Annotated in this window: 16 protein-coding genes; 10 read left to right on the top strand and 6 right to left on the bottom strand. The window is 58.4% G+C overall.

The genetic code is table 11. From position 1 onward, the window contains the following. Positions 1 to 69: 69 nt before the first annotated feature. From B0G71_RS37385 to B0G71_RS37360, 6 genes are all read right to left on the bottom strand, one after another. On the bottom strand, positions 70 to 909 hold the full coding sequence (locus B0G71_RS37385; RefSeq protein ID WP_116149976.1) for a shikimate dehydrogenase: 840 nt from the start codon (positions 907 to 909) through the stop codon (positions 70 to 72). A 105-nt stretch (positions 910 to 1,014) separates the two neighbouring features. Further along, positions 1,015 to 1,953, bottom strand: coding sequence for an alpha/beta hydrolase (locus B0G71_RS37380; RefSeq protein ID WP_116149312.1), 939 nt, complete (start codon positions 1,951 to 1,953; stop codon positions 1,015 to 1,017). Between the two features lie 434 nt (positions 1,954 to 2,387). Beyond that, positions 2,388 to 3,605 (bottom strand): alpha/beta fold hydrolase, encoded by a 1,218-nt coding sequence (locus B0G71_RS37375; RefSeq protein WP_258875817.1) that lies wholly within the window; start codon positions 3,603 to 3,605, stop codon positions 2,388 to 2,390. A gap of 275 nt (positions 3,606 to 3,880) precedes the next feature. Next, positions 3,881 to 4,621: an SDR family NAD(P)-dependent oxidoreductase gene (locus B0G71_RS37370; protein ID WP_116149309.1), complete on the bottom strand. Its 741-nt coding sequence runs from the start codon at positions 4,619 to 4,621 to the stop codon at positions 3,881 to 3,883. Between the two features lies 1 nt (position 4,622). Then, positions 4,623 to 5,300 (bottom strand): GntR family transcriptional regulator, encoded by a 678-nt coding sequence (locus B0G71_RS37365; protein WP_116149307.1) that lies wholly within the window; start codon positions 5,298 to 5,300, stop codon positions 4,623 to 4,625. Positions 5,301 to 5,332: 32 nt separating this feature from the next. Continuing rightward, on the bottom strand, positions 5,333 to 5,911 hold the full coding sequence (locus B0G71_RS37360; protein WP_220377353.1) for a VOC family protein: 579 nt from the start codon (positions 5,909 to 5,911) through the stop codon (positions 5,333 to 5,335). 288 nt (positions 5,912 to 6,199) lie between these two features. Between B0G71_RS37360 and B0G71_RS37355 the strand changes: the two genes are divergently transcribed. The 10 genes from B0G71_RS37355 (at position 6,200) to B0G71_RS37305 (ending at position 21,500) form a co-directional block, all read left to right on the top strand. Next, the gene (locus B0G71_RS37355; RefSeq protein ID WP_116149305.1) at positions 6,200 to 7,174 is read left to right on the top strand and encodes a cyclase family protein; all 975 of its coding nucleotides are present in this window, start codon (positions 6,200 to 6,202) and stop codon (positions 7,172 to 7,174) included. Between the two features lie 84 nt (positions 7,175 to 7,258). Then, positions 7,259 to 9,460 (top strand): thiamine pyrophosphate-dependent enzyme, encoded by a 2,202-nt coding sequence (locus B0G71_RS37350; RefSeq protein ID WP_116149303.1) that lies wholly within the window; start codon positions 7,259 to 7,261, stop codon positions 9,458 to 9,460. A 478-nt stretch (positions 9,461 to 9,938) separates the two neighbouring features. Further along, positions 9,939 to 11,225 carry a pyruvate dehydrogenase complex dihydrolipoamide acetyltransferase gene (locus B0G71_RS37340; protein WP_116149301.1) on the top strand — a complete coding sequence of 429 codons (1,287 nt, stop codon included), beginning with the start codon at positions 9,939 to 9,941 and terminating at the stop codon, positions 11,223 to 11,225. Between the two features lie 9 nt (positions 11,226 to 11,234). Further along, complete coding sequence (lpdA, locus tag B0G71_RS37335; protein ID WP_116149300.1) at positions 11,235 to 12,626, top strand: dihydrolipoyl dehydrogenase; 1,392 nt, start codon at positions 11,235 to 11,237, stop codon at positions 12,624 to 12,626. Positions 12,627 to 12,641: 15 nt separating this feature from the next. After that, complete coding sequence (gene gabD, locus B0G71_RS37330; protein ID WP_116149298.1) at positions 12,642 to 14,108, top strand: NADP-dependent succinate-semialdehyde dehydrogenase; 1,467 nt, start codon at positions 12,642 to 12,644, stop codon at positions 14,106 to 14,108. Between the two features lie 187 nt (positions 14,109 to 14,295). Continuing rightward, complete coding sequence (locus tag B0G71_RS37325; protein ID WP_258875816.1) at positions 14,296 to 15,594, top strand: nitrate/nitrite transporter; 1,299 nt, start codon at positions 14,296 to 14,298, stop codon at positions 15,592 to 15,594. Between the two features lie 314 nt (positions 15,595 to 15,908). Further along, the gene (locus tag B0G71_RS37320; RefSeq protein WP_220377352.1) at positions 15,909 to 17,027 is read left to right on the top strand and encodes a sugar ABC transporter substrate-binding protein; all 1,119 of its coding nucleotides are present in this window, start codon (positions 15,909 to 15,911) and stop codon (positions 17,025 to 17,027) included. A gap of 34 nt (positions 17,028 to 17,061) precedes the next feature. Then, positions 17,062 to 18,621, top strand: a complete 1,560-nt coding sequence (locus tag B0G71_RS37315) for a sugar ABC transporter ATP-binding protein (protein ID WP_116149294.1) — start codon at positions 17,062 to 17,064, stop codon at positions 18,619 to 18,621. A gap of 83 nt (positions 18,622 to 18,704) precedes the next feature. Beyond that, on the top strand, positions 18,705 to 20,657 hold the full coding sequence (locus B0G71_RS37310; protein ID WP_258875815.1) for an ABC transporter permease: 1,953 nt from the start codon (positions 18,705 to 18,707) through the stop codon (positions 20,655 to 20,657). A 78-nt stretch (positions 20,658 to 20,735) separates the two neighbouring features. Next, positions 20,736 to 21,500: an SDR family NAD(P)-dependent oxidoreductase gene (locus tag B0G71_RS37305; protein ID WP_116149292.1), complete on the top strand. Its 765-nt coding sequence runs from the start codon at positions 20,736 to 20,738 to the stop codon at positions 21,498 to 21,500. The last annotated feature ends 168 nt before the right edge of the window (positions 21,501 to 21,668 follow it).

The raw sequence follows: 21,668 nt of genomic DNA, 5'->3' as shown, positions 1-21,668 counted from the left end.
GGGTGTACGCGAAGCAGGCGGCTACGTTTTGATTGAAAAAATGTGGAGCGACGTAAGCGTAATAATCGGTTACGAGTCGTGCGGGCCCAGGATTCGCTCCACGAACGTGGACTCCAACTCAACGCCGACGAAGCGGGCAATAGCGACGATCTGGGCGTACAGCATGTATTGCCCATGGTGAACCTCGCAGGAATGCTTCCTGGCTTCTGCAAGAAGAGGGGTGTCTCCGTCGCGGATCACGGCTTCACAAACCAGTGTGCCCGGACGAAGTGTTTCGGCGGGCAGAGGTAGTGGATCGCTATCCCGTAGGCCAAGCGACGTTGCATTGATGACAACGTCGAAATCCGATGCGTCAGCAGGTCCTGCCTGTACGCCTACGCTCGCCGTTCCCCGCTGGACGCAAGCGGCAAGCTCGACGGCTCTGTCTTCAGAGCGGTTATGGATTACAAGTGTTGCAGGTTGTTCACGGGCGATCGCATAGGCGATTGGCTTCGCCGCACCGCCGGCTCCGAGCAAAAGAACCCGCTTGCCCCGCACGGAGTGACCGCGTTCGCGCAGTCCTGCAACGAAGCCCGTCCCGTCAAAATTGCCACCAATCCATAGATGCTTGTCGCGGTCGTAGCGCATCGCGTTTACCGAGCCGGCCTCGCGGGCCGATTCGGTCAGTTCGCCGCAAGCTTCGAGCGCGCGCTCCTTGTAGGGAATCGTGACCGCCATGCCCAGATAATTTTGAATTGCGGCCGCACAGGCCAAAAATGCCTTCATGTCCTCATTGAGAACGTGGCAGGGAATGCACACGGCGTTTAGCCCTTGCTTTGCCGCCGATGCGTTGAACAGCTGCGGTGTGCGCACATGGCTGATCGGATTAGCTAGGATACCTACGATTCGGGTGTTGCCATCGATGATCACGATATTCGTCCTTCGAACATTCTTTTGCGTGCGGTCGCAGGCGCCGGCGTCGGTTGCGTCAGGCAAAGCTGTGCCGCGCACGCCGGTGAGGTTCGCTGCCTGGCGCTACGGTGTGAGCGTCGCGGTGACCATCGCGTTTTCAAGAAAAGCGGCGGCACCCTCGATGGCCGCCCGGCCCTCCGGAAGTATCGCAGCGTACATGTGCCAGACGTGAAACATTTCGGGCCAGACTTCGAGCGTCACCCTCACCCTGTTTTCGCCGAGGTGGGTTGCGAGACGCATAGCGTCACTTAGCATTAGTTCGTTCTCGCCAATTTGAATGAGGATCGGCGGCAGCCCTCGGACGTCCGCAAAGACAGGCGAAGCCTCGGGCGTGTTGGGTAAGGCATTCCCTAGGAACGTTCTCGCGAGGAGATCGAGTCCTGCTTTGGTATTGAGCGGATCCAGGCCCTCGCGATTCATCATCGACATACCTGAGTGTTCGAGATTCGCCCAAGGTGAAATCGCGGCCCCCGCTGCTGGAAGGGGCACTCCCGCGTTGCGCGCCATGACCATCATTGATACCGTCGTGGCGCCGCCCGCAGAGTCACCCGAGATGACGATCGACTTGGGGTCGTTGCCCTGAGCGAGTAGCCAGCGATAGGCCTGCAGACAGTCCTCGATCGGAGTAGGGCAGGGATGTTCCGGAGCGAGGCGATAGTCAGGCAGGTAGACTTTTGCCTTCAGTGCCTTGGCAAAATTTCCGGCCAGGCCGTGATAGCCCGCTGCTGCGCCAATAATGTATGCGCCGCCGTGAATGTAGACCAGGATGCGGCCCGGGACCACATCTTCGGGCGTGACTACCGTACCGGGGATACCCCCCATGTCCACCTGCTCGATAGAGACTCCTTGAGGTGTGGGGTGGGCGGCGAGCATCTTGATGTAGTTCGCTCGGAGTTCGTCGAGCGAGACTGTAGCCTTCTCGCCCCGCAGAATCGGCGCCAGTTCGATCAGGCTATCGGCCCAAGCCTTGAGCCGTTGCGCTACGAGTGGATTCGTAATCATGTTCACTCCTGTAAATAGTATGGCCAGGTAGTAAGCTGTAGCAGATCCCGCGAGCACTGCTCTAGGAGCACAGCGATGCCCCGCTTGCTGGAGCTCGGGCCAAGCCTCGATCTCGCTAACCGCGCCATCGTGAAAAGGGTATTCCTTGCTGCAAGGCCGTCCGTGCCACTACTGCGTCGCTTTGCGTTCTGCCGGTTCGACCTTCGGCCTGTCGGCACGGTCTTCAGCGGCGCATGATCCCGGTACTGGGCTAACGGTGTCGGTGTCACGCACCGCGCGTCACGTCCCAGGTTGGCTTCCCGGCGGACGCCGCCGTGCCCGTGCAGGCTTAAGAGGGGAGCCGGAAATTCTGAACGCGGCGATACGTGTCATCGATTCCGGCACACGCATTCGAAGCGCCGCGAGCGAACTCGCGGCGTCAACGACTGCTTCGCTTATGCAGCTCGAATGCCGACTTCGTGCAGGAAGCCGCGCACCGCTTCATTGAACTCGTACGGATTTTCGATCATCGGGTAGTGGCCTGTCTGCTCGAGAACCGCGATTTTGCTGCCCGGAATGCGAGACGACGTTTCTTCGACCTGTTTCTGGGAGACAAGCCAGTCGGCATCGCCGCGAAGTAGCAGAACAGGAGACTTGATGTTCCCAACCACGTCACGTTTGTCGAAGTTCGCGTAACCGGTCAGATCCCCCCGCATTACTTCCGGACAGGTGCGTCGCAGTTGCCAGACAACCTCGCGCGCGCGGTCAGGCGGGGTGCGTTTGCCCGTCATCGACTTCGACCAGCCCTCCAGGATCTGCGGGCCGTTGAGCATCAACATGTCCAGCAGGAATTGAGACACCGTGGGGGTAAAGTCAGCCCCTTCCGAAGAGATGATTGCACTGTACGCGTCTGGACGGCGGGCACCCAATTCGAGGACCAGATTTCCGGCCATGGAGCAGCCGATAATGACTGGCTTGATCAAGCCAAGCTTTTCCATCACCTTCTCGTTAAATTCAGCGTGACGGGTCAGGCTTTGAAACGGGCCATTCGCGGGCTCAAGCGACTTGCCGTGCGCCGGAGCGTCGATCGCAATCACACGATATTCGTCGGACAGGCCATCGAGCACGTGACGATACATCAGTGTGTCCTGGCAGGCTGCGTGGAAGCAGACGATAGGTTGCCCTTCTCCGGCTTCCTCGTAAAAGATGCGCAGGCCGTCGATATCGATGTAGTGTCCCTTGGTCTGCTTACCAGAGGGCTTGGGATCTGGCGAAAATGACACCGGAGCTGGGGCAGGCGATCCAACGCGCTTCATGGCCTGAAACGCGAGTGCCATGACTTTCACGTTGCGCAAGGCCGCGACTGCATTGCCGCGAAGCGAAAATTGACCCAGGCCTGGTGACGTACCTTCGAACCAGTCCGTCTGGTCGGCTAGCAGACGCTGCCATTCGGCGTCGGGCGCCGCGACCACCACGTCTGCTCCAAGGGGGCTGGCTTCTGGCTGCACGGACACGACCTTCCCGCCAAATACGGCGATCGTCGCCGACCCATTGTCGTGCTGAAATTCGATGCGGCCTTCGAAGTAGCGTGCAGCATCGAGCCATTCTTCATCCGCGTTCAGAACCGTCCGATATTCATCCCACCATGCGCTGTCAGGGAATTTGGCCATCATTGTCTCCTAAATGTGTGCGCTCCGGAGCGCCTTAAAAGCTACACGCCACGGCTCGTGCCGTGCGCGCTGATGAGACGTCGCCTCGCCTCGTTGCAAACCATGATCGAATGGAACGCGGCGCTCGGTGCGGGGCGACTTGGGTCACTGCATTCACCAAAAAAAGCAGATTAACTGTCGAATATTTAAAAGGACTACGAAATACGTCACATGGAAATCGACGAAACTTTTTTATGTTGAATACGGGTGCTGGTTCTTGCGGCGATGCGATTGACTATTCAACCGGCCATGAAGAGGCCGCCGTTGACGTGAATGACCTCCCCGTGGACGTAGCTCGCCATGTCACTGCATAGGAATACAATCACCGAAGCGATCTCGCCGGGCTTGCCGTGCCGCTTCAGCGGAGTGTTGGCCAGCAGTTGATCGCCCTTTTGCTGTAACAATTGGGACGTCATAGGTGTTTCGATGATGCCTGGCGAGACCGCATTCACACGCAAGGTCGGACCGAGTTCGAGTGCGAGACTGCGCGTAAAGGCAATCAACCCGCCTTTCGATGCGGAATAATGCGCGTGACTGTAGCTACCGCGGTGCCCGGCGACCGACGTCAAGTTGACGATCGAGCCGCCTTCACGCATTGCCGGCAGCGCGCGCCGTACCAGGTAAAAGACGCCGTCCAGATTGATGGAGATGACGCGGCGCCACTCTTCGTCACTCATGTCTTTGACAAGCCGCTCGGGGTAAATGCCTGCAGCCGGAACCAGGAAGTCGATGCCGCCGAACCTCGTCTTCGCCGTTGCCACTGCGCGATCGAGGTCTGCCGGGTGCGACGCGTCCATCTTGACCACGGCAATACGTTCACCTTCTGGATCCAGCGCGTCAGCAAATGCCTGGACGCCTCCTTCGTCGAGGTCGCACAGTACAAGACTTGCGCCCGCCGCGTGAAACTGGGAGGCGACTTCTTTCGCGATGCCTCCCGCTGCCCCTGTCAAAAGCAAAACCTTATCCGCAAAGTCCAGCATTTCATCCTCCTTCAAAAAGGTCTTTATGCTTCTCCAACTCTAGCCGCGTCCGCCGAATGTGCCCGTGAAGAACCCGTTCCGCTTCCTCCGCGTCCCGACGTTTAATCGCGTCGACGAGAAGGCGATGTTCGTAGTTGATGATCCAGCGCTTTTCCATCCCTAGCAGCGCGGTGTATGCCCGCCGATACTGCTGGGTGGTGTTCCAGAACCGCTCGACCATCCCGATCAACGACCGCATCTCACACGCCTGGTATGTCAATAGATGAAACTGACGGTCCAGTTTGAGAAACGTGTCGATGTCGCTGTTGTTTTCGATTTCAATGCTGAGCTGCTCGATTCTCTCGATGGTGTCATCACCAAGCCCGGCGATGCTTTCGAGGAGAGCCAACGGCTCAATCCGCTCGCGAATCCTGTAGATCTCCACGCACTCCTTCAGGTCGAGTTTCGAGACCCACGCGCCGCTGTTTGATTTAAGCAAAACGAGACCCTCGGACTCCAGAATCCTGAATGCCTCTCTAACTGGCAGGCGGCTTGCGCCGAACTGGGCCGCTACTTCCTCCTGATAAATTCGGACGCCGGGTGCCAACTTGCCGTCCAGAATCGAATGTCGGAGGCTGTTTGCGATGCGCCGGCTGGCTACAGCTTCATCCGCGCCAGTTATTTCGAACGTCTCGCTCATACAAGGTCCTTCAAATCATGTTCGCTCCCCGATTACTTCGCCGGGTCGCCGGGATGCCAGAGCCGGACATTCGTACCGGCCTCGTAGGCCTTACCGTGCGGGAAGCTCACAAGTTCGAGTTGCATGCCCCACGGCGTAAGAAAGTATACCCAACGCTGCCCGGCGCTCGCGCCCTTGCTGCTCGTCGGCTCGCCCAATACTTGAACGCCTCGTTGCTTCAGGTACTCGACGGCGACGTCGAGATCCTCCACGTAGAAGCCCAAATGATGGCCGCCTACGTCGCTGTTACGTGGCTGCCGGGTATTCTGGTCTGGCGCCGCGTACTGGAAGATCTCGAAATTTGGGCCGTGTTTACATCGGAAAAAGCGAAGCTCCTGCATGACAGTTCGCGGATGGACGTTCAGGTGGGCCTCCATCCAGTCATTGTCTGACTTGAAGGGGCCAAGCGAATAGACCAGTTCGCAGCCGATGACGTCGACAAAAAACCGTGTCGCTTCGTCGAGATTCGGGACAGTAAACCCAATGTGCTCGGTGCCACGTAGACCAGGCAAGCCCGATTCGGCGGTGTTGTCCTTTCCAGTCACTTGTCCGTCTCCTTTTCTCATTTCCATCAGCTGCTCGGGCGTGACTCGGCTGTGTGAAAGTTTGCACAGCGTGTGTCGCACCGTTGAAGTCACTTTAATGGATCCACGGAAGTTTTCAAGCCCGGTGAATACCCTTAAAAAGCCGATTTATCCTTGAACATGGATCCATGATGTGACAAAGTGAAGTTGCGCGCTTCACGAGTCCCGTCTGTTTTTGCACTGCAAAGCGTCAACCAGGGGCGCGCACTGAGAGAAAGTGTCCATATGAAGGGGCACATCAGAACATTCACTGGTTTCGCTACAAGGAGACACTTGATGAGCACTTCGGCAACCGAGAAAGTTGTTCCAGATATGGCCGAACTCCTCGCGGGCTCGCCCAAAAACTGGGGCAAATGGGGTCCGGATGACGAAGTGGGCTGTCTTAACTACCTGACGAATGACGAAGTCCTTCGTGGTGTCTCTGCTGTGAAGCAGGGTAAGACGTTCACGCTGCAGGTCCAGATGGGAAATCCTGCCGGCGACCCAATGTTTCCTGGTCGAAAAGATGTGCAACGTGTGAATGTGGTGGACCGCGGACTGTACATGTGTGGTTGCGGACCGCGCTTTCCGGGAAACCTGGAGTACGCGGACGACATGATGGTGATGTATCTCCAGGGGTCCAGCCAGTACGACGCGCTTGGCCACCTGTGGTACGGCGACCAGATCTACAACGGTTATGATGCGATGACAACGATTGGCGGCATGAGGAAAGCGAGCGTATTGCCAATTGGGGAGCGGGGCGTTGTGGGGCGTGGCGTTCTTATCGACATGGCGCGGCATCGCGGAAAGGATTCATTGGACAGGGGCGAAACGTTTGACCACCAGGATCTGATCAATGCCGCGTCGGCACAGGGCTGCGAAATCCAGAAGCACGACATTCTCCTTATCCGCACGGGCTGGATAGGCAAGTTCTACAAGTCGGACCGGGCTGACTTCTATAAAGACTACATTGAGCCCGGACTGACCTATAGCCCCGAGCTTGTCAAATGGTTCAACGAAACCGAGATCCCGAACCTGGTGACAGATACGTGCGCCAACGAGGTCACCATTGACCCGGAGTCGGGCGTGGCGCTGCCGCTCCATAATGCGCTGATGAGAAATCTCGGGGTGGCGTTTACAGAAATTATCGCGCTCGATGATCTGGCCGCCGACTGCGCCGCTGACGGACAGTGGACGTTTCTTTACACAGCCGCACCGCTCAAGGTTGTGGGCGGATCTGGAGCGCCGGTGAATCCTATTGTTATTAAGTAACTCGCTCTGCCGGGCGGAAGGTTAGGGCGACGCACGACCTTCGCCACGACAAGACGTACGTGTTTATTCAGGAGATTGAGTCAAATGCCGGAAACGATCGCTCTTTCACCCGCGGCACCGTGGGTTGAATTTCGTACTACTGATAAAGACTGGGACAATGCGGATCCCCAGCTTCTGGGTACCATGCTCAGTCAGCTTCATCTGATCCGGGCATTCGAAGAAACCGTTCTCGAACTCGCCGCAGAGGGACTGGTGCATGGTCCAGCCCATTCGAGCATCGGTCAGGAGGGAGGTGCCGTTGGGTCCATTCTTCCGTTGACTGCGCAAGATGGAGTCAACGGTGCGCACCGTGGGCATCATCAATTTCTGGCGAAAGCGCTTAGTTATGTCGCGCCTGATGGGATCGACCCCATGAACGCGGTGACGCCGAAGATCCAGAATCTCCTGCAACGCACATTAGCGGAGATACTGGGCCTCGCCCAGGGCTTTTGTCGAGGGCGAGGGGGCTCCATGCACTTGCAATGGCATGAAGCCGGAGCGCTCGGTACAAACGCGATTGTTGGCGGTGGGGTGCCACTCGCGGCCGGCGCCGCGTGGGCGCACAAGTTTGCCAAGACCGATGCGGTCGCAGTGACTTACTTCGGTGACGGCGCAGTAAATATCGGCTCCGTTCTCGAATCGATGAATCTGACCGGCGCATGGAAAATCCCCCTCTGCTTCTTCATCGAAAATAACCGCTACGCAGTATCGACCACAGTTGAGGAATCGACGGCTGAGAGCCGGCTATCGGCACGTGGTCTGGGTTTCGCAATCCCGAGTTGGCGCGTTGACGGGATGAACCCACTCGCGGTTTATCTTGCCATGCAAGAGGCGCTGAAGCACATGCGAGCCGGTAACGGCCCGACGGTAATCGAAGCCGAGGTCTACCGGTTCTTCCACCAGAATGGGCCCTTCGCAGGAAGCGCTTTTGCGTACCGCACCAAAGAAGAAGAACAGGCATGGCGCGAACGCGATCCGTTGCTGCTTATGGCAGCTGAGATGCAAAAGCGCAAGATGATCCGCGCCGAAGAAGTTGCGGACCTGCGCAAGCAGGCACAGATCGCGATGGCTGCGGCCGCAGCTGAACTCACCGAAGCAGACGGTGCGGGCAAGGTGGGCAAACGGCGAATCCGACCGGACCTCTGGCCGAGGCCTGACTTTCGTGACGTCGGCCTGCGCGGGGATCTGAGCGAATTGAAAGGCGCGCGCACCGAGGAGCAAGGTACGTTCAAGGGCAAGCTGGAAAAGCGCAAGTTTATCGACCTTGTGGCTGATGTAATGGGTCGGCGGATGGAAACCGACCCAGGCATTGTTGTGATGGGTGAAGACGTTCACCGCCTGAAAGGTGGGACGAATGGCGCCACGCGGGGTCTGAAGGACCGCTTCCCGGATCGCGTCCTCGGAACGCCGATCAGCGAAAACGCATTCGTCGGGCTCGGTGGCGGAATTGCGATGGACGGCCGCTTCAAGCCTGTCGTCGAGTTCATGTACCCGGACTTCATGTGGGTGGCTGCGGACCAGGTCTTTAACCAGATCGGCAAGGCGAGGCACATGTTCGGCGGTGACAACAGCGTGCCGCTGGTACTGCGAACCAAAGTGGCGATGGGTACCGGCTATGGGTCGCAGCACTCGATGGACCCGGCAGGTATCTTCGCGACGGCCCCCGGTTGGCGGATCGTTGCCCCCTCGACCCCGTTCGATTACGTCGGGCTCATGAATGCGGCACTCGCTTGCAAGGATCCTGTCCTGGTGATCGAGCATGTTGACCTGTATGCGTCGTCAGGTGACGCTCCGGTTGACGATTTTGACTACCAGCTTCCGTTTGGGAAAGCGGCCATCCGGCGTGCTGGCTCCGAGCTCACTGTCCTTACTTACCTGTCGATGGTCGCTCACTCGCTGGAAGCTGTTGAGCAGACGGGTATAGACGCTGAGGTGGTTGATCTCCGATGGCTGGACAAGGCGAGCATTGACTGGAACGCCATTGAGTCAAGCATTCGCAAGACGAACAACGTCCTGATCGTTGAACAGGGTGCGCGCGGAACGTCATATGGCGCGTGGCTTGCCGATGAGATCCAACGTCGATACTTCGATTGGCTAGACCAGCCTGTACAACGTGTCACCGGAGGCGAAGCGTCACCGAGCATTTCCAAAGTCCTGGAGCGCGCCGCGATCGCCCGGACCGAGGAGGTGGTGGATGGGTTGCGACAGGCTATGCGGGAAAAGGGCTTGACTGCCGCCATTAGCTAGCGGATTGCCGGGCTGGCTCGTTTTGGAAGGTAAGGATGCTGGGTGATGCTGAAAACACCATGCCAGCTTTCGATTGAGACGAAGGAGGTGCGGATGAACACGGCACAGAAGTCGCTGCGTTTGCTGGTCGATAAATGGCTTGCACCGACGCCGACGACGTCGATCCGGATTACCCGCCTCGGCCGGAGGAGTTCGAATAGTCAGCGTTGCATCCGCGTTGAGACGGTGCGGTCACACGGCCCGTGTGCGCTGTTCTTCTTTAGGCACCGAGACGGCACGTGGCGAGTATTCCCGCCCGGAATAGAACGACCGGCGATGAACGCTTACAACCAAGCACCATGAATGACCCATCTGTATCACATCGGTTGGTTGTTACACCTTCGAGGAAACAGCTTAGTGGAGTTCTTGCCGTTGTAGGCGTCTCCATTCTTTCCAGCAAATTTATCGAGTCTTGTTGCATTCAACAGGGAATTTAGAAATGGCGAAGATTTTTCGCATGCCGGAGGTCGCGGCAAACGCGACTCATGCGGTGCTTCAGAGTTGGACCAAGCGCGAAGGCGATTCGGTAACTCAGGGAGACTGCATCGCGGAGATAGAGACTGACAAAGCGATGGTCGAAGTGAACGTCGATATCGATGGCATTCTTGCGCGGGTCCTCGCGAAGGATGGCCAGGAAATTGCCGTCGGAGCCCCGATAGCGGTTGTAGTGGCTGCAGGAGAATCGACTGACATCGACGCGCTGCTCGCCGGATCGGCGGTCCACAACACGGCCGGCGTCGACGCGAGTACGCCGAGTGGCTCACCGGCGGGGGATTCTCCGTCGAACGTAGAGGCAACTCCGCTGCGATTAGCAGATGAAGGTGCGGCTGCTTCCTCCGATCTGCATCCGACCGTCCGGGTATTTGCCAGTCCGCTCGCCAAGCGCATCGCCCGGGAGCGTGGAGTCGATCTGGGATCGGTCAAAGGATCGGGCCCGAATGGTCGAATCGTGAAGCGGGACATCGGAGCCGTGGTTGAGCGCCAGCAGGACGTCTCGCTCACACCAACAGCACCGACCGGCGGTGCACAACCAGAACTGCAAAAGGTCGACTTTACGGAGATTCCTCACACTGGAATGCGTCGGGCCATTGCTCGCCGGCTCAGTGAAAGCAAGTCAAGTGTCCCGCACTTCTATCTGAGTGCGGACTGTCGGGTCGACAAGCTAATCGGGCTGCGTAGCGAGGTCAACGACAGCGCGACTACAAAGGTGTCGATTAATGACTTCGTTGTCAAAGCTGTTGCCGTAGCGCTCAAGCAGATCCCCGAGATGAACGTGACATGGACCGACGCCGCGCTACGTCGCTACAGCCGGGCGGATATCTCGGTCGCAGTCTCGACGGATACTGGCCTCTTCACGCCGGTGGTTCGCGGCGCGGATAGCAAGTCACTTTCGGCCATCAGTTCGGAAATCGCAGAGTTGGCAACACGGGCGCGGGCGGGACGGCTGCGGCAAGAGGAACTCGAAGGCGGTAGCTTCTCCGTGAGCAATCTCGGCATGTTCGGTACCGAGGAATTCGCGGCCATCATCAATCCACCACAGTCGGCCATTCTTGCCGTTGGTGCAGCGATTGCGCGGCCCATCATTGAGGCGGGCAAGGTGGAGGCGGCGACAGTCATGCGGTGCACGCTGTCGGTTGACCACCGTGCGATTGACGGAGCACTCGCGGCACGATGGCTAAAGCTGTTTGTCCAGCTCGTCGAAAATCCGTTGTCGATGTTGATCTAGGTACACAAGATGAGCAATGAACAATTCGATGTTGTAGTGATTGGCGGAGGTCCAGGCGGGTATGTCGCCGCAATCCGTGCCGCCCAGCTTGGCATGAAAGTGGCACTTGTTGAAAAGAGCGAACTCGGCGGGATCTGCCTGAACTGGGGGTGTATCCCCACAAAGGCACTCCTCAGATCCGCTGACATCGTTCGTCTGATCCGTCACGCCGCAGACTTTGGCGTACGCGCGGATGTCCAGGGGATCGATCTGGATAGCGTAATCGGGCGGTCACGGAAAGTTGCCGGGCAACTACAGCGCGGCGTGACACACCTCATGAAAAAGAACGGCGTTTCGGTGCACAAGGGCCACGCCCGCCTGAAGGGGCAGGGCGTCGTGGAAGTGACAGGAAAGGATGGAGTCACATCTTTGATCGCCTCAAACATCATTCTCGCGACGGGAGCTCGTCCTCGCCAACTGCCCGGTCTCCAGCCGGACGGGGACACTGTGTGGACCTATTTTGAAGCACTGAGGCCCTCGCGATTGCCCACGCGGCTTTTGATCGTCGGCGCAGGCGCCATCGGTATTGAATTTGCCAGCTTCTACGAGACCCTCGGTGTCGAGGTGACGGTGGTCGAAATGGCCGAGCGGATCCTGCCAGTTGAAGACGAAGAGGTGTCGGCTTACGTTGCGGATGCTTTGACCCGGCAAGGCATCCGTCTGCGTACGGGATGTCGTGTCCGATCGAAAGCGCGTACCGATGACCTCTGGCACGTGGAGTTCGACGGACCAGATGCAACGGCAATCGACGTCGACGTAATCCTGGTTGCTGCGGGCGTCGTGGGCAATGTGGAAGAGCTAGGGCTGGAGAACACCAAGGTGCGTGTCGACAGGAATCACATTGTAGCGGGTGATTTTGGGGTAACTGATGAACCTGGTGTCTTCGCGATTGGCGACGTTGCTGGCGCTCCATGCCTCGCGCACAAGGCGAGCCATGAAGGTGTCGCGTGCGTTGAGAAGATCGCCGGGCTGGACGCCCACGCGTTGGACGTAAATAGCGTACCAGCGTGCACCTACAGCCATCCTCAGGTTGCGAGCGTTGGGCAGACTGAATCGCAGGCGAAATCGTCGGGGCGGGCCGTGCGAATCGGGAAGTTCCCTTTTTCCGCGAACGGCAAAGCCATCGCGATGGGCTCGACTGACGGGTTCGTGAAGGTGGTATTCGACTCCGAGTCGGGTGAACTTCTCGGCGCCCACATGGTGGGCGACGAGGTAACCGAGATGATTCAGGGTTACGTCGTCGCGCGGCAACTGGAGACGACCGAGGCTGAATTGATGGCATCGATTGTTCCTCATCCGACGCAATCGGAAGCCATGCACGAAGCCGTTCTGGCGGCGTATGACCGTGCCTTGCACATTTAACTGCAACGAAACGAAATGGAAAACAAAGTGCCTTCTCTCAAAGATCCAGAGCTTTTCCGTCAGCGAGCATTCATTGCAGGCGTTTGGTGCGAGGCCGACAGCGGCGAAAGTATCCAGGTGACGAATCCGGCCGACGGAACGACGCTAGGCTCAGTCCCCCGGATGGGGGCGGCCGAGACTGCCCGCGCCATCAGTGCAGCAAATGTTGCCTGGAACGCCTGGCGCAAGACGTCCGTTAAGGAGCGGAGCCGCATTTTGCGCCGGTGGCAGGAGTTGATGCTCGAAAACATCGACGATCTTGCCGTGATCATGACAATGGAGCAGGGTAAGCCGCTCGCGGAAGCGCGCGGAGAGGTGCAGTACGCAGCGGCGTATTTCGAATGGTTCGCCGAGGAAGCAAAGCGTATCTATGGAGATATGATCCCGGCACCCGCGAACGATCGGCGGATCGTGGTTACAAAGGAGCCAATCGGCGTGTGCGCCGCAATCACGCCATGGAATTTCCCGGCGGCGATGATTACCCGGAAAGTGGGCCCAGCTCTGGCTGCGGGTTGCCCGATGGTGGTGAAACCGGCGTCACAGACCCCGTATTCCGCACTGGCGCTGGCGGTGCTAGCAGAGCGCGCAGGTGTACCGGCCGGAGTTTTCTCGGTCGTGACCGGCTCCGCTGCAGCGATCGGCGGAGAGATGACGCAAAACCCGGTCGTCCGCAAATTGACCTTCACTGGCTCCACGGAAATCGGGCGGCTGCTGATGCAGCAGAGTGCGGAAACGATCAAGAAGGTTTCGATGGAACTCGGCGGCAATGCGCCATTCATTGTTTTCGAGGACGCGGATCTTGACGCGGCCGTTGAGGGCGCGTTGGCCAGCAAATATCGCAACACCGGCCAGACGTGCGTGTGCACGAACCGGTTTTATGTTCACGATGCGGTTTACGACGCCTTCGCTCAAAAGCTCGTTTCAGCTGTAGCGAAATTGAAGGTCGGTAACGGTCTGGCGGACGGCGTGGCGCAGGGGCCCCTTATTGACAGTAACGCGGTCATGAAGGTTGAAGAACACATTGCCGACGCGCAGGCACTGGGAGGCGCAGTCCTGTGCGGAGGCAAGCGCCATTCGCTGGGGGGACAGTTCTTCGAGCCGACCGTCATTGCGAATGCCACGTCTGAAATGAAGGTCGCGCGGGAGGAAACGTTCGGACCGCTTGCGCCGCTGTTTCGCTTCGGGACGGAAGCCGAGGTAGTCGCCGCCGCGAACGACACGGAATTTGGCCTGGCGAGCTACTTCTATAGTCGGGATGTAGGGCGCGTGTTTCGGGTGTCGGAAGCACTTGAGTACGGTATGGTAGGAGTCAACACGGGACTCATTTCTAACGAGATGGCACCCTTCGGCGGTGTAAAGCAGTCCGGGGTCGGGCGCGAAGGGTCGAAGTACGGTATCGAAGACTACCTCGCGATCAAGTACACCTGTATTGCGGGGATATAAGGTTTTTGATCGAACTGAAAGCTTGAGGCGAGACGCCAATCTCGCCCCGTTGGAACGTTGATACAGCATTATTCATTAAAAAGATGCGGAGGAGATTGTGAGTAATACTAATGAAGGTGTAATGCCTGGAGTAGGGGCAAGAAGCCCATCCACCAGCATATCCAGATACTCATGGATTTCGCTGCTGATGCTCTGGTTGGTATTTGCGATGAACGCAAACTCACGCCAGATGATCTATCTGGTGCTGCCCTCAGTTATCAAGGAATACAACATCGGTGCCACCACGATCGGTTTCATCACGACGCTGATTACAGTGTCGACCGCGTTCCTCGCGGTTCCTGCAATGGTGTGGGTTGATCGTGGGGGGCATGGGTGGATGCGCAAGTTCCGGCACTTACCGATCGTGGTGGCCTACACGCTCTTCACCTTCCTGACCGGGTTCAATGTGTTGACTATCACGCTCTGGGGGCTGGTCGGATTGCAGGTACTTTCCCACATGTTTGGGGGAATCGGAGAGTCAATCGAGGTGACCGCGGCCGCGGAGTGGTGGCCGGCGGAGCGTCGAGGCCTCGCGCTCGGGATTCATCATACCGCCTTCCCTTGGGGAACGCTGCTGGGCGGTTTCGCGATCAGTTGGCTGCTGTCGACTTACGGCGCCGAAAACTGGAGGTTTGCCTTCCTGCTTTTCCCGATTCCCACAGCTCTGATTTTCATCGGCTATTGGCGGTTCTGCTCCCAGAAGCGGTACGACACTTTCCTGAAACATCTGAAGACTACCGGTGAAACCTCACCCATCGCGGGCGACGCCCACTCGCATGTAGATGTCGCGCCGGGAGCAATTCGTCGGGCGATGGCTAATCCGAATATATCGGTCATTGCCCTCGTGTCCATGATGGCGATCGTTGGCTACTTTGGACTGAGCTTCTGGCTGCCACAATACCTGGCGTTCGTTGCTCATTACAACTTCGCCGAGGCAGCAGCCTACAGCGTAGTGTTCACGATCACCGGTGGACTCGGGCAGATCGCCTGGGGTTGGATCTCAGACCGCGTTGGCCGGAAGATCTGCCTGATCATACTGTTCGTTTGGCTTACGTTTGCGTTTTATCTGTTCCAGTTCGCTTCGTTGAGTCTTGGCTGGCTGATAGGCGTGCAATTGTTCGCGGGTCTTGCCCTGAACGCCCCTTACACGCTGCTATACGCGATGGCCTTCGATTCCGCTGAAAAGAACGCGACCGGTGTGGCGATCTCCATCATCAACACTGGATGCTACGCGGGCGGGATCGGTCCGCTCATCATTGGTGCGCTCATCACGTTCGGCGGTGGCTACTCGAATCACATTGGCTACGACTACGCGCTCTACTTCGTCATGGGCTTGATGGCATTCTCTGCGCTACTGATTGCCCTCTTCACGCGCGAAACCACAGGGTGGTTCCGGAAGCATGACCGAGCCATCGTCGCGCATGAAACCTGCAATCTGAATTACTGACGAATGGATGAAGTCAAGGAGGCAAACAGAAAATGTTTCAAATAAGGACTGCTATTCAATAACGGACTCGTGAGCAGGTGACGTTGTTCAGGATCAGAAGGTCTTGAGAGCGCCGGCTTTCAGTTCCGATCCGGGAGGACCGCAGGTGCACGACGTATGGACGCGATGGGTCGCGTCGTGCACCCTTTGAATGACGCCAAACGCCGCGCTTAAACCACTCGGCAAAGGCCCGGCGGAAGTTGTGTTCGTTCAATGGTTCAGGAAGACGATCAAAGGCTATCGAAAAGCCTACTTAACCGAACAGGAGACAAATCATGTTCAGCTTTAAATCAATGATCTCTGGTGTTGCGTTGGCGGCTAGCGCCATCCTCGGCCTGAGCGGGGCCGCTTTTGCAAAGGATCAAGTTTATTTAAGTATGAGCTACATCGGTAACGATTGGCAAGCGGAAGCCGCAAACATGGCCCGAGCGATGGCTCTACACCCGAGTATGAAAGACAAGATCAACTTCGACGTTCAGGTGGCGGGACCGAACGCACAAAAGCAGATCCAGCAGATCCACGCCATGGTTCAGGCGGGCGCCAAGGCGATCATCGTCTATCCGATCTCGCCGACCGCGCTTAACCAGGTTGTGAAGGAAGCGTGTGACAAAGGTGTAGCGGTATTCGCGTACGACGCGGAAATTACGGAGCCGTGCGCGCATAACGTGCACATCGACCAGTATGCGGCGGGCAAGGAAGCGGCTGAGTGGCTTGTCAAGAAGATGGGCGGTAAGGGGAACGTTGTCTACATTTCTGGCGTGCCAGGGACGTCGACGGATTCAACGCGTACCAAGGCTTCGATGGACGTGTTTGCGAAGTACCCAGGGATCAAGGTGATTGCTCAGGGCGTTGGCATGTGGAGTCAGGCGGTCGCGCGTACGGAAATGTCCAAGATCCTTGCAACGCACCCGTGGGACCAAATTGACGGCCTGCTGGTGCAGGCCGGGTGCTACACCATCTTTTCCATGCAGGATGAAGCAGGCATTCCAGACGCGAAGAAGAAATTTTGCTCCGGCGAAGGTTCAAACGGCCACCGAATTCAAATGCTGAAGGCTGACGCAGGCGTGACTGGTGCCTCGGGTACCTACCGGCCAATGGCTGCCCAGAGCTTCTCGTATGCGTCGCCACCGGTATCGGCCGCGCTTGCACTGAAGCTGGCAGTACAGGTGATGCACGGAGAAAAGATGCCGCACGACATTATCGTTCCGTTGCCGCAGGTCACGAATGAGAACGTCAAGCTTTGCAAGGAAGGGACGTGGGCTGAAATGAAGGCAGGGTGCAATGTCTTCCAGCCGTCCGTCATCTCGAACCCCGGCTGGTTTGCCGAGATCTTCAATCCGAACACCCCGGAAGTCGGACTCGCGGCAGCGCTGCACGGTCAGCCCGAGAAGTAAGCCGGATAACGGCCACAGGTAACCAGGAGGCCATATGTCTTCAATTTCCATCGCAATTCAGGTCGAAAATGTCCGTAAGTCCTATGGACCAACGGTCGCCCTGGCCGGTGCCAGCTACTCAATTGCCGAGGGTAGCGTGCATGCGCTCCTCGGTGAGAACGGAGCTGGCAAATCGACGTCGGTCAAGATGCTGAGCGGACTGTTGCGACCGGATACCGGATCGATCCGCCTGTTCGGCAACGAGGTTTGCATGAAGAGCCCCCGGGACGCGCATCGGCTTGGCATCCAGACGGCTTTTCAGGAGCTGACGCTGATTCCCGAACTGACCGTAGCGGAAAACATGCTGCTGCCATATCAACCGACGGGCTTCGGTGGTCAGCTCCAGAAACGTCACGGCGAAAAGCTTGTCTCGGCGCATCTGGAAAAGCTTTGTTTGGGAGCGGTATCGCCGGGTCAGGAGGTGCGCTCCCTGCCACTTCCATTGCGGCAAAAGATCGAGATAGCCCGTGCCGTATTTCGTCAACCGAAAGTGCTCCTGCTCGACGAGCCGACCTCCGCGCTTTCCGGTGAGGACATTTCCTGGCTCGGGCGAATCATTGCCGAAGAGAAGGCTCGTGGCACGACCATCATCTTCATCACCCATCGAATGCCCGAAGTCCGTATGTTCTGCGATGAGCTCACCATCCTGCGCAGCGGCCGTAGCGTCGCCACCTATGCGATTGGGGACGTCTCTGACGATGACGTGATCGAACAGATCATCGGCCGCACCCTCGAGAAAACGTTTCCGCCAAAGGTCAAAGTCGATCGCGGGGCCACGCCCGTGCTGGAAATAAAGGGACTGACGGCCGGTCGTATGCGCGACGCGTCGTTCGCGCTGCGCCCCGGCGAGGTCCTTGGAGTCGCGGGTTTGCAGGGCATGGGCCAGCTCGACATGTTCCTTTCGCTGTTCGGTGACCTGCCGGCTACCGCCGGCTCGATCGCGGTCGACGGTCGTGCCGTCACCATTCGCTCGCCACGCGACGCGATTAACGCACAGCTTGGCATCAACCTGGTACCGGAAGAAAGGAAGACCGAAGCTCTGTTTCTGCGCCTCGATGGCCGAAGCAACATCAGCCTGCCGATCATCAGCCGGTTTGTCCGGTTTGGACTAGTCGATATCGCGGCTGAGACGCGCGCCGCAGCAGCAGCGCTGGCCAAGGTCAATGTTGCGGAGCGGGCGGTCTACATGCCCGCAAAGGCATTCAGCGGTGGAAATCAACAGAAGATCGTCATGGCGAAATGGCTGCTGGCCGGAAGTCGCGTGCTCCTCCTGTTCGATCCAACGCGCGGGGTGGACGTGGGCACAAAGCACGAGATCTATTTACTGATCAACGAGTACGTCCGCGCGGGCGGCTCCGTGTTGCTCTACTCGACGGAAATTGAGGAAGTGGTGCATTTGAGCCATCGGGTGTGCGTTTTCTACGGCGGCCAGATTGTCGAAGAGATCGATGGAGAATCCGAACCGATCAGTGAAGCTCGCATCATGCGCGCGGCGCTGGGCGGGGCACATGGCGCCGAGGTGGTGGCTGTTGGTGAGAAGGGGACACAATCATGATGCGCGCCTTAACTATGTTGCATGGTGGCTTGCCATCGACTCGAACGCTTCGCATGCAGTTCCGGCGTTCCAGAGGGCTGTGGATGGCGATAGCCGTTTTCGTGGTGCTTTTCGGAATCGTTAACGGCCTCTCGGCGACGCGGTATTCGTTTACCGACCTCAGCTATCTGTCTTCAGGGGGAATGACGTTAGCGCTCGCCGCCGTTGGCGCGACGATTGTCATTCTGACCGGAGGGTTCGACCTTAGCGCAGGAGCCGTTATTTCTCTTGTCAACGTCGTTATAGCGACGCATCTGACAGGGGGCGCCGGTTCGCAGGTGGGTGTCGTGGTGGCCGGTGTAGCAATCGGCGCTGTAATTGGGGCGTTTAACGGGTTCTTCGTTGCCGTGTTGCGCCTCCAGTCAATCGTCGTGACTCTGTCCACCATGTTCATCGTGACCGGCATAACTCTGCTCACGATGGACAAGCCGGGTGGCGTGGTGCCCGATGGATTCGTGCGCTTCTTTACCGGCAATGCAATCGAGGGCGTGTTGCCCGCACCCGTACTGATCCTCGCTGCGGTTGTGTTGCTCTGGGTCGCGATCAAGCACACGCGCTTCGGTACAGCGCTATACGCGGTAGGCGGCGACCAGGATGCCGCCGCGTATGCGGGAATCAACGTCTCGCTGACCAAGTTCAGTGCCTATGTGCTCGCTGGCATCGCGTATGGGATCGCCGGTGTTCTGGTCACGGCCCAAACGTCGACGGGGGATCCCCTCGTTGGTGATCCGCTTCTGCTTCAGATGTTTACCGCCGTGGTACTGGGTGGCACTGCGCTGGGTGGTGGTCGGGGTGGCTGCGTCGGTTCCATCTTCGGCGCCTACAGCCTGATGTTGATCGTCAACATTCTGCTGGTTCTGAACGTGCCTGCTTACTACGCGACGGTTGTGGAAGGCGGGGTGCTGATTCTGGCTGCACTCAGTGCGGCGCCTGCGCCGGCGAAGGGCACGGCGCGCTGGCTGCGACAGTTGTTTGCGCGCCGCGCTGTCGCGCCGTCCACGCAACGCCCGGTGATTCGACTCATCGAGCCGGCAGTCGAGGTGGTGAAGGCAGCGAGCTGGCTACAGAGAAATCGTGACTCGCTCCGGTACGTCATTCCGGCATACGTATGTCTGATCCTGGTAATCGTGGCAAGCGTGTTTGTCGGTCAATCGATCAGCCTGTCGTATTTTAATTCACTGCTGCTCCTCGGATCGTTTCTCATCGTTATAGCCCTTGGGCAAGGCGCGGTCATTCTGACGGGCGGGCTCGACTTGTCAATCCCATGGACGATTGGCCTTTGTGGAATTCTGCTGGGTGGACTTGTCCGGGGCAGCGATGCGGCAGCCGTCTGGGCCGTCCCTCTCGTCCTTGGTGTCGGCGCGCTGATCGGAGTGGTAAACGGTGCAGCTATCGTTGTCTTTCGCTTGCCGCCGATCGTCGTTACGCTCGCGATGAACGGTATTCTCCAGGGCATCGCGCTTCTGTACAGCAACGGAACACCGGACGGATTTGCGTCCCCCTCGCTGCGCTGGCTCATGACCGGGCAACTTGGGGTCTTTTCGCCGATCGTATATCTCGTAATCCTGTTCGTCATATTTGCAACTTTGCTGCTCAGCCGGACCGTGTTTGGAAGGCGTGTCTACGCGGTGGGGAATAGCCAGCGGGTTGCACATCTGTCTGGTGTCAACGTTGGCCGGGTGCTCGTCAGTGTCTATGCGCTAAGCGGTATCTGCTCGGCGGTTGTAGGCGTGCTGTTAACGGGGTTCGGTGGCCAGGCGAGCCTCGGCATGGGGGACGCCTTTCTGCTTCCCTCGATTGCGGTGGTCGTAATCGGTGGGACCCTGATTACCGGGGGACGAGGCCTTTATATTGGCATGGTCGGAGGGGCATTACTTCTGACCGCGCTTCAAACGATGCTCGCTGGTACCACTATCCCGCCGTCGCTTCGGGACGTTATTTACGGGGCGGTCGTGCTGGCCGCCGTAGTTGCCTTGCGTGAGAAGGCGGCAACTTAAAGGGTGGCAGGGAAAGCTCTCGCTATCCCCCTCGCTCGAACCTCGCTTGTTAGTCTCATTTGAAGTGGAGTCCCTGCTATGAAAGCCTTGCAAAATCAACGGGCCGCTGTCACCGGCGGCGGATCTGGAATCGGGCGGGCAACCTGCATCGCGCTTGCGAACGCGGGGGCCAAGGTGGCGGTCATGGATATGAATGAAGAGGGGGCGAAAGAAACGTGCGCGCTCCTGGCTGATTCCGGCGGGGATGGGGTGTCCCTGAAGGGGTCGGTGGCCGAATCCGCAGATGTGACACGCATGTTCGCCGAACTGGATACGCATTGGGGGGGCGTGGACATTCTTGTAAACAACGCGGGCGTCAGCGGCAACCGGCCGACCCTGGAGCTGACTGACGAAGAGTGGCGGCGGACGATGGCCATTAACGTCGATGGCGTCTTCTACTGCGCGCGGGAAGCCGCACGTCGGATGAAGGCGCAGGGAAAGGGCGCAATCGTCAATATCGGTTCCATCTATTCGATCGTCGCTGCGCCGAACCGTATCTCGTACTGCGCGAGCAAAGCGGCCGTGGGCATGATGACAAAGGCTCTTGCTGTGGAATGGGCGGAGTTTGGCATCCGTGTGAACGGAGTCGCACCCGGATATGTCGATACGCCGCTGATTCGCGAGCTCGCGGCGGACGGGCGTCTTGACTATGAAGCGCTCGTCAAGCGCACGCCTCAGAGACGTCTTGCCCTCCCAGAAGAGATCGGTGATGCAGTGGTGTTCCTGTGCGAACCACGCGCGGCGCACATCGCGGGTCAGATGCTCGCCGTGGATGGGGGCTGGACAGCATACGGCTACATATAAGGTTCTATGGCGCAGGTCGGACGCCCGGCAGAAGGGCGTGCCGCAGATGCGGTGTAGTCGCATGAAGAATAGATGCATATCTGGTAAGCAGTGCAGAGTGATGTGAATTCCCCATCGGAATGTCGGGCTGGACGTTCGGAGAACACCTGTTTGGTGCGCCCCGGTTGT

This window comes from Paraburkholderia sp. BL27I4N3 (assembly GCF_003386115.1).
Classification (GTDB): domain Bacteria; phylum Pseudomonadota; class Gammaproteobacteria; order Burkholderiales; family Burkholderiaceae; genus Paraburkholderia.
This window is presented reverse-complemented; position numbering and strand designations above follow the sequence as displayed.